Consider the following 13,514-nt stretch of genomic DNA (forward strand, 5'->3'; position numbering starts at 1 on the left):
CGCGCGTGCGAGGCCTTGTTGTTTGTGCTGACGAGACAGCTAGCTTGAACAATATTAACTACTCTGTGTAGATCGCTATTCCATTAACCGTCTGTTCCGAAATAGGGATTAAGTATTGGTAGTCTGTGCCGACGCCTCCCAATACTACAGAGTTGTTGCTTCCTGTCGCTTGAAGCAAAACACCATTAGCTCCTAGTTTAGCCGCCTGCTTTTTTAACTCTTCGATTGCATAGTCGATGGAGCCTTGTTTTGTCATGCCTGCATCACTAGATGCGTCAACTAAAGCTATTTTTTCATAGTTCTCAGGCGCTTCAAGATAAAGCGTAACCTCTTGAGGTGTAATTGGGTCTCTTGCTTCTCCGACTAATATTGCTGAACCAGATGCACAGCCAACTAAAAATAGCGTGATAGAAAGAGCTAAGGTTTTAAAGATATTCATTGGGGGTAGATCTGTTTCTGGAAATAGGCGCGGAGTATAGCGAAATAAGACCACCCTTTGGTTGTGGGTATTGTAACAAGTTGCGTTATTGCTTGTAAATCAGATGTATAGGAGACTTCACCGACAATCCTATCCTAACCTCCCCTTGGTTTATGTCTCTTATCTCTTGTAATGGGAAAGGGGAGGAACTGAATACCGATCGTGACAAGTGCAACTATATGTTCCGCGACAAATAATAATCTCCAATGAATTTCTCAAAGAAGTAAAAGCTCTCTGAATACTTACCAATCCCAAGAAATAACATTCTAAAAATGATCGTGTAACAATTTGTTAACGAGTTGTATTGTTTCTGTGTTCTTTGTCTTAGTTGCATATCGTTACCAAGCTCAGAACATACCATTATTTTGAGGATCTGAATATGAACGGAAAACTAAGAACGGCTTTATCGTTAAAACTTAAGAAGCAAGATATCTCTAGTCAACCTCCAAGACTGGTACGCTCAAATGCTGCTTTTGAGCCGAATCCAGCCCCGTCAGAACACCACAAGAAAGAGTCTCGCTAACTAGCTTGCTCCCTCTCGATAAGGCACTCGAGAGAGTGCTTTATTGAAGATGTATGCTGAGGAAAGGAATGGTTTATGAATAATATACAAAACAGTCTCTATGGTTTATTTGATACTCAAGGTGTGAGTCTTTCCAAAGAGTACAAGGATTGCATCGAGAAATATTTAGTATCTGATTTGTCTTTCACTTCTGAGATGATGAATGGTTTGGCTCGAACTATTTTTCAAAATAAAAAGATGATGGCTTACTACCTTTTGCATAATGCAATCGATGAAGCTAAAGGTGCGGCAAGGTTACGAATGATCGCAGAGCGGTATGCTGATGATGAGTTAAGGCCGCTGATGTTGCGTCATTATAACGATGAGATGAATCATTCTACGTTGTTTGCCAGCCTTATCCCTTTTACCGGGTACGAGACAGAAACGCATGAACATGAAGTTCAATATGAGTTAGATAAAGTCATGAACTTTGACGATGAGCTTAAGGCATTCCTTTTTAGGGTTCACTCTATTGAAATACGTTCGTGGCGTTTACTGTTACTGCATTTGGCGATCATCGATGAGTCTGACGATGATTACATGAAAAAAATGCGTCCAACGATTCAAAAAATCTTAGAAGATGAAATGCAGCATGTGTGTTACACCGGGCAATATGTCAGTCGTTGGTTACATGCTGAACCACATTTAAGCAAAGTTTTTGTTGAGTGCATTACCCACACGAATAAAGAAACATGGGAAGACCTCTCTTCGATGGCTTTATTCATGCGCGATCATATTCAAGATTTTCTCTTAGAATCGGCGGCTTAAATGACTCTCTGGCTTAGGATTTTAACATCGCGAAGCTCATTCGCGATGTTGGTTTTCATCGCCATCGCGTCAGTGATAGCGAATACGGGGTGGCGAGTCGTGATGAATAACTTCGCCGTAGATACTGTTGGTATGACGGGTGCTGATGTGGGGGTATTGCAGAGTGTTAGGGAAATCCCAGGCTTGCTCTCATTTACTGTTTTGTTTCTGTTGTTCATCGCTTCAGAACAAAGAGTCGCGGTATTTTCGGTTGCAACATTAGGGCTCGGAGTAGCATTGACGGGGTATTTGCCTTCGATCTATGGCTTCTATTTCAGCACGACGATCATGTCTATTGGTTTCCATTATTTAGAAGCGGTGAACAAATCACTCTCAACACAGTTGTTGGCGACTGAGAACTTCAGTGAATCAATGGGGAAAATTCGATCTGCTGCCTCTTTCTTCTCGATGGTGACTTTTCTGTGCATTATGGTCGCTAGCTATCTTTTTGACGTTTCAGATAAGGCGATTTTCTTTACGTGTGGAGCAATATGTTTTTGGCTGGCAGTTTACTTGGTCACGTTTAAAAATACTCATACAGAGGTTAAACAACACACCAAACTCATTGTCCGACGTGAATACACGACCTATTACATTCTTACCTTTTTGAGTGGGGCAAGAAGACAGATCTTTGTGGCATTTGCTGGCTTACTGATGGTGACTAAATTTCATTATACGATTGCGATGATGGCCGCTTTATTTATGGTATCCAGCTTAGCTGCAACGCTTGCTCTGCCTTATGTTGGGAGATTTATCGACCGAGTAGGGGAAAGGCAAGCTTTGATCATTGAGTATGCCGCGTTAGTGTTGGTGTTTCTAGCTTACGCATTTGTGGATGATCATTATGCTGCTGCGGGGTTGTATGTTATCGACAGTATCATTTTTAGTTTTGCGATAGCTTTGAACACCTACTTTAAAAAGACAATTCGGGAAGATGAAGTGGCTTCAACGGCGAGTTTATCATTCACCATCAACCATATTGCAGCGGTGTTCCTACCATTTCTGTTGGGAATCATCTGGATGTCTGGTTATCAATGGGTGTTTGTTTCTGGGGCCGTGATTGCTTTGATTAGTCTGTTGGTTTCGTTGACTATGGGTACGCAGCTTCATCAGCGAATTAATGGATTCGATAAGCTACAGAAACAATAGCGACAATCATTTATCTCACTGGTTTGATTGATAAAACAAGGCCTCGCGTGTGTGAGGCCTTTTGTGCTCCGACAAAAATAAAGCTTAATCGAGCTTAACGAAAACTCGGGATAATCGCCGGAATTCCCGGTAGAAGGCCAACCAGCGCCATCACACTTGTTAGCACAACGAACATAATGCCTGGCAGCACCCAACGGCTCATCTTGCTCAGTTCGCTACTACGTTCTTTACAACCAACTAAGCCTAAGTTATCTAACAGCATAGTGAGAGCCCAACCAAATGCAGGGTTAACGAGCGCTGAGGAAAATACAACAATCGCTGCTGATTGGGTGGTTTTCCCTTCACGCGTCATTTCCATTCCAGCTTCTAACAATGGAACGAATACACCAACAATCAGCGCTACACAAAGCACAGGTTGCCAGATAGCTAAATCCATCGGGTAGCCCCAAACTGCGGCGATGATACAGAACAGAGCCGTTAGCAAAGCACCCGCAGGAATAGGGCGTTTAGCAATAGCAGCTGGTACGATGTAAGTACCCCATGAAGACGTAAAGTTAGTACCACCAAGCAGAGAACCAAACGTTTGACGAATAGACGCTGTAGTCATGGTGTCGTCAATGTTCATGTGTACTTTTTCAGTACGTTCTGGGTAGCTGATCTTTTGGAATACTTGATGCCCTAAGAAATCTGGAGACCACATCGCTACCGCTAGAATCGCAAACGGCAATACCACCATGAAGTGCTCAATCGTTGGTAGACCTAGCATCCAGCCTGTATCTTCTCCCCACCAATACATAGGGTTCATGTTAGGTAAGCCTGGCTCAGTGTGGAAAGCGAATGGGGCACCCATGGCAAATGCAATCGTACCACCCAGCAAACAGCTAAGAGGTACAGCTAACCAACGCTTACGGAAGTGCTCCAAGAGCGCGTACAGAATGATGGTGCAAAAGATCACAACAAAAGCGATGTGGCTCATGCCGATTCCTTCAGCCCAAGCGAATAGCTTTTTCACTTGAGAAGCGGTTCCCACAAAGCCAAGGTAAAGCAGCAAGCCACCACACACGCCTTTACTGGTGAGGTTAGCCAACATACTGCCGCCTTTACTGATGGCTAACAACAAGCCAAAAGCGCCAATCAACAAGCCAAAGGCCATTGGGTGTCCGCCCGCTGCAACCACAATCGGGATTAAAGGGATAAGCGGGCCGTGTGTACCGGCGAGGTTAGCGGTCGGCAATAGGAAACCAGAGAAAATAATAATGAAAACAGAGGCGATGAGGAGTTCATAACGCACGTTTTCTAGAATAAAATCTTCATTTAACCCGAGCGCTCCGGCAAAGGTGGCAGCAATCGCGCCCACCATAACCACTTTACCAATGGTCGCCGCCATCGCTGGGATGGTGTCTTCTATCTCAAATCGATAATCTTTAAACGGCAAATTTGGACGCCAGCGCTTAGGCGACATGATTTGTAATTCGTGTTCTAGATACTGTTCTCGGGAATCAAATTCCGATCTTGGTTTATGTTGTTGTTCATAGGTGAGTTCATCCTCATTGGCTTGAGGCTTCTCTGTTTGTATATGTGCGGACTCTAAAGTAGTGCTCATTTTGATTCCTTTCGTTCACACTCTGAGGTGTGTTATTCCAACAAACGTTGTTGACTCACGGCATGAAGTGTAAACAATGCGTCAACTTATCATTAAAAAATCATTAACATTCAGTTGTTAGTACCTTATACCAAACCCAAAAAAACAAATAGACTCAGTCGGTTAGACATTAGTCGTAGAGTCGGACGACTAGTATTAGACCCTGTAGATAGTATGTGTCTGTTTATTGGTAGACTCTTAATTTCAGGAATAACAAAGTCACTTTCAACAACAAATGGTTCGACTCTAAAGGCCCAGAAAAAAGTCCAACGACTTACATTTGGCTGCATGCTTGGTTGCGTTGTGGTGTGATTTGATAGTGACATCTGGTCCGGTTTTATACTGGATATAATGGGGCGATAAACAGGGGTAGGGATTGCCTCTAGTAACTCAATTTCTCCTACGTTTGGCCCCTGATAGTGTTAGAATCTCCGCATCAGAATTATCGAGAAACTAGGTATTTATAAACAATGTTTATCCATCACGTAAACGGCATCGACTGGCTGGTGATTACAGCTTTTGAAGAACTGAAACCGATGTTTATCGAAGATGCTGGTCCCATCCCAGCTTACTTCTCTACCACCAGTGAATTGAGCCTGATTGATCAAGCCAAGCGTAGCTATGGATTTTTGCCTAAACTCCGCGGTGTGATCACTGATACCGGCACGTATCAAAGTGAAAATCTTGAAGAAGATTTGAACCCACAGCTAGCGTGTATAGTGGAAGGGCGTGGTCGGGTGTTTATCTATCACGGCGACTATGTGGCTTTTGTGGATGACGAGCAAACCTTCATTACCCGTATGGACTGATAGTGACTCAGTGAGTTGAGATCTGCGAATTGGTAAATCGGCGAGTTAGCTCCCCTAGAATTAAAAACTAAAGGATTAATACGATGGTAAAAACGGTCTCATTGGTACTTGGCAGTGGTGGCGCAAGAGGCTTGGTTCACGTTGGAATCATCCGTTGGTTAATCGAGCATGGCTATCAGATAAAATCCATCTCTGGCTGTTCAATTGGCGCACTTATCGGTGGTGTCTACGCTGCGGGCAAGTTGGATGAATTTGAAGAGTGGGTCACCAGTATCGACCAATCGGATATGGCGATGATGTTGGACTTTTCATGGCAATCGAGCGGGATGTTCAAAGGGGACAAGATCATCGACACACTACGTGAATTGATCGGCGAGATTTCAATTGAAGATCTGCCCATCCCTTATACCGCTGTCGCTGCCAACGTCGCCGATGAAAAAGAGGTTTGGCTGCAATCAGGCTCTCTGTTTGATGCCATTCGCGCCTCCATCTCTTTGCCACTGTTCTTCACTCCACATGTCATTAATGGTGAAGTGCTGATTGATGGAGGAGTGCTCAATCCCGTACCGATTGCACCTACCTTTAGTGATAACACAGACTTTACGCTAGCTGTGAACTTAGGTGGTGAACCTGAGATGCTTCAACAGGAAGTGATACCGGTTTCCCTGCCCACAAAAGAGAGTAACCTGCATGAGAAGGTTGTTCATTTTATCGATAATCTCGGTAGCAGTGTAAAAAGCAAAATGAGCTTCAATTTTGCAGCCTACGACATTGCCAACCAAGCGTTTGATGCGATGCAATCGACCATTGCTCGTCAAAAACTGGCCGCTTATCCTGCCGATATTACGCTTGAGATCCCTCGTAATGCCTGTGGCACCTTAGAGTTTGATCGCTCACAAGAGATGATAGATAGAGGCTACCATTTGGCACAGGCTAAATTAGGCAACCGACTTTAATGTATTTGCTGCTGAATGAGAGTATTTATGGAAACTGAACTAAAAGAGCTTGAACTCCACGAGCTTATGGCAACAAAAGATGTCATCGTACTCACTAGCTCAGAAGCAGCTGCCGTATCTTGGCTGATAGGGTGCTATCAAGAGAACGCTGATATTCAGGTTATCGAGAACGCACATCAACTAGATACTGAAGCGGTTTTGGCGCAATGCCGAGACAGCCTGAGTGAAAGTAAAAAGGTTATCCTTACCGCACAGTTTCGTAGCCAGCTCCCTATCATCAACATCGCTTCGCTGTGTAATGAGCAGCGAAAATCACTGATCAATATTGAGTTGTTAGGCTGGGATGAAGAAAATCGCCTTCCTCATTCTTATAGCAGTTTCTAGCTTATAGCGGTTTCTAGTTAACAGCATTCGCTATGTAGCAGCCGTTTTAGGTAGCAGACAATGCACACCATCACTTCAAATGTCTGCCGCCATCAAGGTGTAAAGTTCTTCCAGTCATGTAGTGACTGGCCAACACGAACTTGATGCCATCTATTATTTCCTCAAAGCCCGCTTCTGTGGGAATCAGAGCTTTCTTCAGCGCTTTGGTTTTGTATGCCTCATCGTCATGTTCATTAAACTTAATCATGGCTGGAGAGAGGGTATTTACTTTGACCTTGGGAGCCAGCATTGCTGAAAACGACAGCGTTAGGTTGTTGAGCGCCGCTTTACTGGCCGCGTAAGCGATGTGTTTTTTACTGCCTTTTTCTGCAACGTAATCACTGATGTGGATGATGTCTGACGTTTTATCGCCAGACATCAATTGGTCTTTGAGCGTTAAATTGAACAGATAAGGTACGGTGGCGTGAATCGTTATCATCTGGTGCATGATTTGAGATGCATTTTCACTGGGGTTCTTCTTGTTCTCAGGCTTCCAGTCTGAAGCGTTGTGTATGACGGCTCGAAGTGTCTTATATTCTTGACCAACGTAATGAAGAAAGCCCTCTAGGCTGCTTTGTTGATAAAAGTCTACCTGCTGCAAGTCGGCTCCACTATCGCGCAACAATTGCAGTTGAGGATAGTCGCTGCGGTAGGTGCCGACCACGTTGTATCCATCCGCTAAAAGTTGTTGCGCCAGTGCGAAGCCGAGTCTTTTTCCAACGCCGGTTATTAGAATCGTTTCACTCATCGTAAAAACTCAGCTCTGGTTTGAGGGTTAGTTTTGAAAATTCCACCGAGAGCGGTTGTTGAGGTTTCAGAGTTTGCATCCATGACGCCTCTAGATTTAACGCAATAATGAGTGGCTTTAATCGTCACGGCCACATTTTCTGTTTCGACTAGAGTCTGTATCGCGACTAGGATTTGCTGAGTAAGGCGTTCTTGCACTTGAGGGCGCTGGGCGAAGAATCGAACAATACGGTTGATTTTAGACAGCCCCAATATCTTGTTTTCAGGGATGTAGGCCACTTCTGCTAAACCATCGATGGTAATGAAGTGATGTTCGCACGTCGACGTTAAATCTATGTTCGATACCTTGACCATTTCATCAACCAACATTTTGTTTTCTATAACGCTGATTTTTGGGAAGTTATCGTAATCGAGCCCTGAAAATATCTCGTGAACGTACATCTTTGCAATGCGATGAGGTGTTTCAGCGAGGCTGTCATCGGTTAAATCCAGTCCAAGCGTACTGACAACTTCCGTCAAAAGTCCTTTGATGCGGTTGTACTTCTGGTTGGGGTTCATTTCGCTCGGTGTCATCGGGGTTTCTAGTCCCTTTTCGAGCAAAGCTTCTCTTACTTTTTCGGCTTCTGTATTCAGCATGACTCTCTCCTTTTGAGTTAATTTTCGAGCTCTGCTTCATAGCTAAGCGTGAGTGAAACGGAGTCGGCAAAACGTAGGGCATGAGGCTTATCAATTCTCACTTGAGCGTATCGTACCCATGGATGATCGATACAGATGCCGAGTACGTCGCTGGTTAACTTTTCTAAAAGCAGAAATCTTCCGGATTCGACATGTTGAATGATCTTCTTGCAGATGTTTTTGTAGTTCAGTGCGTTGTCCACGTCATCAGACAGACAAAGGTTGTTGGCAGGGTAGTGAATCTCTGCATTGATAACGATGTCTTGCTGCTTAGACTTTTCTTCTTCGTTGAAGCCGATGAAGGTTCTTAGTCTCAGGTTTGTAATGGTGATAATGGCGTTGTGATTCATAACAGTTTCCAATCCTTAGAGAGTGAAGTCTGGTACGTGCTTGTTTTAAGAAAAGATCAGTAAAGCTCACGCGATTAAGAGTTCAGTTGTTCTTTCTGCAGTCATGTGAAGGCTAAGTAAAATTAAGCTCGAAAGGGATGGGTTTGGTTTTCTGACTTAACTGATCGAAGTTTTCCCAGAGCTGCTGATATGAGATGTCTAGAGTAGGGTGACGTTCTTGCGCAGCAATATCAGCTAATGGTCGAAGCACAAAAGCGTACTCGGTGATTTCGCTTCTAGGCAGCTCTACGCTATCGATAACACCCACTTGATTACCATAAAGAAGGATGTCGATATCCATCGTCCGTGAAGCATAGGCTTTGGTTTGGCGTTTGCGATCATTCTCTGCTTCGATTTGATGTAGAACCTTAACCAGCTCTGCGACTGGGAGGTCACATTCGAACCCAACAACTAGGTTAAGAAAGTTATCCCCTTTAAAACCGACAGGCTCGCAATCGTAGAATTTAGAAATGTGTAGGGGCGCAAAGCGATCATGCAATGCTTTGAGAGATTCTGTGACGTGATGTTCGCGGTTAATGTTGCTTCCGATGCTGACATAGACGGTGGCCATAGTTTTCCTTCCTTTTAATCAGCCTATACGTCCAACTCGCGATCAAGATCAGCAATGCATCCTCTTAAAGGTAGGAAGACAAAAGAAAAATACGGTTCTGTTACAAGTTTTGCCCGTTTTGAGCCCGAAAAAAGGGCACCTGTGAGCTAGAAAGTGCCACGAGTCAAAACTCGGCCTATGAAGGTATTGGATAACTATTTTGTCAGTGGTTTTGCTAAGTTAATAGAATACGGATTAGTTATAGCATCGAAAACACCGCTTTACTGAAGTTGGCTCGCCTCAAATAGAGGTGCATCTGGCTTTTTATCGTTACCCATGTCAAAGCTCATGACAACAATTCTAATCAGGAGGTTAGATTAATCAGGCCACAACATACAGCCATCAATCGAACGGGCAAAGCGATGTGTCATTCCAAAGCTCAGAACTAGACCTATTCTCTGGTGCCACATATTTTAACTGTATTCAGGCAAACTCCCTTTCTTCCACGCTGCGATAAAATCATCTTCTTTTAAGGGCTTAGATAGTAAGAACCCTTGTACTTCCTGGCATCCTTTGTTTCGAACATAATCTAACTGACTCACGGTTTCTACGCCTTCTGCAATGATATTGAGATCATAAATTTTGGCCATTTCTATGATCACTTCGATAAGCTGTTTGTCTGTTGATTCAGAGTCAATTGCGTTGACGAACATACGGTCGATCTTAAGCGTATCAATAGGATAATTTATTAGTTGGCTAAAGGCCGTATAGCCGGTACCAAAATCGTCAAGAGAAACTTTCACTCCGAGTTCTTTCAATGCCTTAAGTCTCTCAATATTTTGTTCATCACCGGGTATAAAGCAGGTTTCGGTGATTTCCATTTCAACCATGTGGGCTGGAATCTCATAGCGCGTCAGTAACCCAGAAAGTACATTAACAAAGTCGGAATTATGGAGCTGCCAAGATGAGAAGTTAATCGCTAATGTACCATCAAAATTCAGCTCTTCTATCCAGCCGGACAGCGTTTGCAGAGCATTTTCAAAAACCCAATAATCAATATGTTTAATTAAACCTGACGATTCTGCTACAGGTATAAAATCCGCTGGCCCGTAGGAGAGAAGAGCCTCGTGGCTTGTACGGATTAGAACTTCTGCACCTTTTATTTTACCTTTTTCGATATCATAAACTGGCATATAGGTTAGATAGAACTCGTTAGATTTAATCGCCTCTTTCAAGTCTTCATTAATTTGAGTATGACGCTTTATTTCTCTATCCATCTCTTTTGAGTAGAATTGATAATGGTTTCTTCCCGCGACATTTTTGCAGGCATACATCGCTGAATCAGCATTGTTAACCAGTTCGGTGACAGAGCTAGCATCATCAGGGTAAACGGAAATACCGACACTGACCCCAATATCAAATTGAGTACCATCCACCTCGAAGCCGTCCTCAAAGAGAGAGAGAATTCGATGGGCAAATTCGGTAAGTATATCTAAGTCGTCCAATCCACCAACTATGATGGCAAACTCATCCCCAGATAGCCTGGCGAACTCAAGCTCAGAGATAGTTAGATTTCCCCACTCAAAATCAACAAAGCTCTCGACAAGGCGTTCTGCAAACACTACGAATAAGTGGTCACCAACATGATGTCCGTACTTGTCATTTACGTGTTTAAAGTTATCAATATCAAAGTAGATAACGGCGCACTTTGTATCTGTTTCGGTGCAGTTACTCATTATACGCGTGATATCTAGATTGAATTTTTTCCTATTTGGTAAGCCCGTCAGAGAGTCTCTTTTTGCCAGATCATCGAGATCAGTAATCAAATTAATGTACTTATTGGTAAGGATGGAGACTTCGTCGTTACTTTTGGAACGCTCTATGTAGACTAAGTCATTATGATTTACGGACTCTACTTTCTTAGTCAGTCTCTCCACTGGCTTAATGATTTGTTTTACGATAAGCCACTTTAGTAGTAAGAAAGTGACAGCAGTTACTGACAAAACAATAACAGCGTAAAGAGGTTGAAAGGGTTTATACAACTCATTAAGGTGTATTTGAGATAGGCAAACCTTGATAGACCATAAGTTATGTATTAACTGAAAACCCAATTCATAACCTGGCAGGGTAATATCTTCTATCTGTTCTTCGTTCCCCAGCGAATGCGAAGTAGCATTAGGTTTAAGTATTAGTTGAGCATCGGGACCAAGCTTACTTTTCACAGATTCTTGAAATTCATCGTAGTGCCTAACCTTAGAGCGAACCACTGCAGTAAGTAACGTCTGTCCATAAGAAAAGGTTGGGACAGTAAAACTCTGCTCAGGTGTAAATGTTTTTACAACCAAAAATTCAGGGCCTTCAACACCATCGTTCAGTTTGTAGGTAGCAGCGTTAACGTGAGCCACACCTTTCAAATCTAATGCTTGTTGAATCGTAACAAGGTGATCCGTCACAACCGTATCAGCAGAGTATTTTGCAAATGGATCCGACGTATTAAAGTAGATAAGCTCTTTGCCATTAATATCCACTAGAGCAAAGCTCTCGATCGAGCTGTGATTGAGCTTTAATTGATTGATATAAGCCGTTAGCTCTTTCTCCGTGTAATATTGAGCAGTGTCATCATATATTTCAATAAGATACTTTTGAATGTAGTAGTTCTCTAGACTCATTCTAATCGCAGAATCGAGCTCTCTAAGCGCTTCATTAAGCTCATGAGAGATATGAGTAAGTTCACTTTGTAATTGTTCCGATAGCGACGAGTTCAGTTGCATTTTTTGACTGGTATACGAAAACACTCCGGCGATGGAGAAAATTACCACCATAACAGGGAGCAGAATATAATTGATCTTTAGCGACAGTTTCATTTTTTTGTTTTATATCTTTGGTTATGAATAACAAAGAGTATTTGGCTTCTCAGGTCTGAAGCTTCTTTGCTTAGTGTCTTATAGGTAAACGATGAACCGCTGTCTAATCCCGTTGGGAACAACTCTTCATCTAACAGATAATCATCAGATGCTAAGCCCAAAACGTGTCTGTTCGAGCTTGCGAACCACATCTCTTCTGCATTTAATGCCGATCTTTCAGGTGTGTTAATAAAGTTAAGGAACTCTATCGACGCTTTGCTAATAGGCCTGTCTTTATGGACACTAAAGCATTCATGCCACATCAAAGTACCTTCTTGAGGAATGGTATAGATCCAATCATCTTGCTCTGTATACGACGCTATTTGTTCTTTTTCTCCTGAATAGATAACGGCAACTTCCATTTTAGAGCCAGATTTTTTATCTAGAGCGTAGCCAATAGCCGCTCTTATTACTAATAGCTGTTCACGGACCTTCATTAACAGTTTGTACGCTTGTGCCAATTCGACTTCATTTTCGGTCATAGGATCGAACCCTAACGCCAATAATGCGATTGCAATGGTATCTACATCGTCATCAGGAATCACAACCGTTTGAGGGTGTTTTAATGCGTAGTCGAAAACGTCCATCCAAGAGGTTATACCTTCGGCGACTTTTGAAGACCGAAATGCGACCCCCATGGTACCGTTAGAGTACGGGATTCCAATGCCCCCGCAAGCTCTGCGAGATACCTCAGTAAAGTTTGAATTACCTTCCTTCAAAGTATTAGATAAATCGCCTAAAATGCTTGCTCTGCCCAGTTCACCAATGGTTTGCCCGTCAATGATAAACAAATCATAGGCTAGGGCTTTGCCAGAGTACACCACGGCATCACGCAGCATTTCATTTTCAAAATAAACTTGAGAAACGGTATGACCGTACCGTTCTTCAAACTCTTCTATCAGAGTGTCAGAGATATAGTCTTCCCACGTGAAAATTTTTAGCTCTTCAGCAAAACTCTGTGCTGACAAAAAAATAGAAAAAGTTAAAGCAAAACAAGTTATGAAACGCATCAGATACCTATTACTAATTGTTTTCACTGGAGTTTAACCATAACGTTGGTTTTGGTCTTATTTATCAAATATAGACGTAATTGTACCTCATTCTTCAATATATTAGTGAGATGTATATTAGGGATCGTGCAAATAGTTGATTTGTGGGACTAGAGTCGACATAGAGAATTGAAAGTGTAAAACACCGTTAAACGTTATTTTTCATATTGGATCAAATCGGAGCATGTTCTTTACAACTACAACTACAACTACAACTACAACATCACCAACTTGCAACTCGACGTCGTCAGTTTACTTTGAGAAAAAGTACTGAAATTCCAGTAGCTCGATCTTCCACGGAGTAATTACGTTAATGCGGAATGGGGCTAAATATTTGTTGGTGCAGTTCAGGGATGATGAAGAGCAGTTTCTAGC

Annotated in this window: 14 protein-coding genes; 6 read left to right on the forward strand and 8 right to left on the reverse strand. The window is 42.7% G+C overall.

The window, feature by feature from the left end; genetic code table 11:
* Positions 1-58: 58 nt before the first annotated feature.
* Positions 59-439: a hypothetical protein gene (locus tag OC193_RS06640; protein WP_048664828.1), complete on the reverse strand. Its 381-nt coding sequence runs from the start codon at positions 437-439 to the stop codon at positions 59-61.
* 418 nt (positions 440-857) lie between these two features.
* Here OC193_RS06640 and OC193_RS06645 point away from each other — a divergent pair, with 418 nt between their 5' ends.
* The 3 genes from OC193_RS06645 to OC193_RS06655 all read left to right on the forward strand — a co-directional run bounded on the left by OC193_RS06645 (position 858) and on the right by OC193_RS06655 (position 2,996).
* Positions 858-1,001, forward strand: coding sequence for a hypothetical protein (locus OC193_RS06645; RefSeq protein WP_155410746.1), 144 nt, complete (start codon positions 858-860; stop codon positions 999-1,001).
* Between the two features lie 75 nt (positions 1,002-1,076).
* Positions 1,077-1,808 carry a GTPase gene (locus OC193_RS06650; RefSeq protein ID WP_048664829.1) on the forward strand — a complete coding sequence of 244 codons (732 nt, stop codon included), beginning with the start codon at positions 1,077-1,079 and terminating at the stop codon, positions 1,806-1,808.
* 45 nt (positions 1,809-1,853) lie between these two features.
* Positions 1,854-2,996, forward strand: coding sequence for an MFS transporter (locus tag OC193_RS06655; RefSeq protein WP_048664910.1), 1,143 nt, complete (start codon positions 1,854-1,856; stop codon positions 2,994-2,996).
* Between the two features lie 94 nt (positions 2,997-3,090).
* Here OC193_RS06655 and OC193_RS06660 read toward each other — a convergent pair whose 3' ends face one another.
* Complete coding sequence (locus OC193_RS06660; protein ID WP_048664830.1) at positions 3,091-4,599, reverse strand: DUF3360 domain-containing protein; 1,509 nt, start codon at positions 4,597-4,599, stop codon at positions 3,091-3,093.
* 509 nt (positions 4,600-5,108) lie between these two features.
* Here OC193_RS06660 and OC193_RS06665 point away from each other — a divergent pair.
* The 3 genes from OC193_RS06665 to OC193_RS06675 all read left to right on the forward strand — a co-directional run bounded on the left by OC193_RS06665 (position 5,109) and on the right by OC193_RS06675 (position 6,787).
* The gene (locus OC193_RS06665) at positions 5,109-5,447 is read left to right on the forward strand and encodes a hypothetical protein (protein ID WP_004734781.1); all 339 of its coding nucleotides are present in this window, start codon (positions 5,109-5,111) and stop codon (positions 5,445-5,447) included.
* 83 nt (positions 5,448-5,530) lie between these two features.
* Positions 5,531-6,403: a patatin-like phospholipase family protein gene (locus tag OC193_RS06670; RefSeq protein WP_048658453.1), complete on the forward strand. Its 873-nt coding sequence runs from the start codon at positions 5,531-5,533 to the stop codon at positions 6,401-6,403.
* Between the two features lie 15 nt (positions 6,404-6,418).
* A complete protein-coding gene (locus tag OC193_RS06675; protein ID WP_080967351.1) occupies positions 6,419-6,787 on the forward strand; it encodes a hypothetical protein in 369 nt (122 codons plus the stop codon).
* A 70-nt stretch (positions 6,788-6,857) separates the two neighbouring features.
* Here OC193_RS06675 and folM read toward each other — a convergent pair whose 3' ends face one another.
* The 6 genes from folM to OC193_RS06705 form a co-directional block, all read right to left on the reverse strand.
* On the reverse strand, positions 6,858-7,574 hold the full coding sequence (folM, locus tag OC193_RS06680; RefSeq protein ID WP_048664831.1) for a dihydromonapterin reductase: 717 nt from the start codon (positions 7,572-7,574) through the stop codon (positions 6,858-6,860).
* Complete coding sequence (gene folE, locus OC193_RS06685; protein ID WP_048664832.1) at positions 7,571-8,209, reverse strand: GTP cyclohydrolase I FolE; 639 nt, start codon at positions 8,207-8,209, stop codon at positions 7,571-7,573. Before folE ends, folM begins: the two co-directional genes overlap by 4 nt.
* 17 nt (positions 8,210-8,226) lie before the next feature.
* Positions 8,227-8,598, reverse strand: a complete 372-nt coding sequence (folX, locus tag OC193_RS06690) for a dihydroneopterin triphosphate 2'-epimerase (RefSeq protein ID WP_048664833.1) — start codon at positions 8,596-8,598, stop codon at positions 8,227-8,229.
* Positions 8,599-8,710: 112 nt separating this feature from the next.
* Positions 8,711-9,208, reverse strand: a complete 498-nt coding sequence (gene folK, locus OC193_RS06695; protein ID WP_048664834.1) for a 2-amino-4-hydroxy-6-hydroxymethyldihydropteridine diphosphokinase — start codon at positions 9,206-9,208, stop codon at positions 8,711-8,713.
* A 452-nt stretch (positions 9,209-9,660) separates the two neighbouring features.
* Entirely contained in the window at positions 9,661-12,051 is a 2,391-nt protein-coding gene (locus tag OC193_RS06700) for a putative bifunctional diguanylate cyclase/phosphodiesterase (protein ID WP_048666380.1), read from the reverse strand.
* Positions 12,048-13,100, reverse strand: coding sequence for a polyamine ABC transporter substrate-binding protein (locus OC193_RS06705; RefSeq protein ID WP_048658461.1), 1,053 nt, complete (start codon positions 13,098-13,100; stop codon positions 12,048-12,050). Before OC193_RS06705 ends, OC193_RS06700 begins: the two co-directional genes overlap by 4 nt.
* Positions 13,101-13,514: the final 414 nt, after the last annotated feature.

This window comes from Vibrio crassostreae, assembly GCF_024347415.1.
Taxonomy (GTDB): domain Bacteria; phylum Pseudomonadota; class Gammaproteobacteria; order Enterobacterales; family Vibrionaceae; genus Vibrio; species Vibrio crassostreae.

Coding starts and splice junctions, on each gene's coding strand:
- OC193_RS06640 (WP_048664828.1), bottom strand. CDS start 439: ATGAATATCTTTAAAACCTTAGCTCTTTCTATCACGCTATTTTTAGTT.
- OC193_RS06645 (WP_155410746.1), top strand. CDS start 858: ATGAACGGAAAACTAAGAACGGCTTTATCGTTAAAACTTAAGAAGCAA.
- OC193_RS06650 (WP_048664829.1), top strand. CDS start 1,077: ATGAATAATATACAAAACAGTCTCTATGGTTTATTTGATACTCAAGGT.
- OC193_RS06655 (WP_048664910.1), top strand. CDS start 1,854: ATGTTGGTTTTCATCGCCATCGCGTCAGTGATAGCGAATACGGGGTGG.
- OC193_RS06660 (WP_048664830.1), bottom strand. CDS start 4,599: ATGAGCACTACTTTAGAGTCCGCACATATACAAACAGAGAAGCCTCAA.
- OC193_RS06665 (WP_004734781.1), top strand. CDS start 5,109: ATGTTTATCCATCACGTAAACGGCATCGACTGGCTGGTGATTACAGCT.
- OC193_RS06670 (WP_048658453.1), top strand. CDS start 5,531: ATGGTAAAAACGGTCTCATTGGTACTTGGCAGTGGTGGCGCAAGAGGC.
- OC193_RS06675 (WP_080967351.1), top strand. CDS start 6,419: ATGAGAGTATTTATGGAAACTGAACTAAAAGAGCTTGAACTCCACGAG.
- folM (WP_048664831.1), bottom strand. CDS start 7,574: ATGAGTGAAACGATTCTAATAACCGGCGTTGGAAAAAGACTCGGCTTC.
- folE (WP_048664832.1), bottom strand. CDS start 8,209: ATGCTGAATACAGAAGCCGAAAAAGTAAGAGAAGCTTTGCTCGAAAAG.
- folX (WP_048664833.1), bottom strand. CDS start 8,598: ATGAATCACAACGCCATTATCACCATTACAAACCTGAGACTAAGAACC.
- folK (WP_048664834.1), bottom strand. CDS start 9,208: ATGGCCACCGTCTATGTCAGCATCGGAAGCAACATTAACCGCGAACAT.
- OC193_RS06700 (WP_048666380.1), bottom strand. CDS start 12,051: ATGAAACTGTCGCTAAAGATCAATTATATTCTGCTCCCTGTTATGGTG.
- OC193_RS06705 (WP_048658461.1), bottom strand. CDS start 13,100: ATGCGTTTCATAACTTGTTTTGCTTTAACTTTTTCTATTTTTTTGTCA.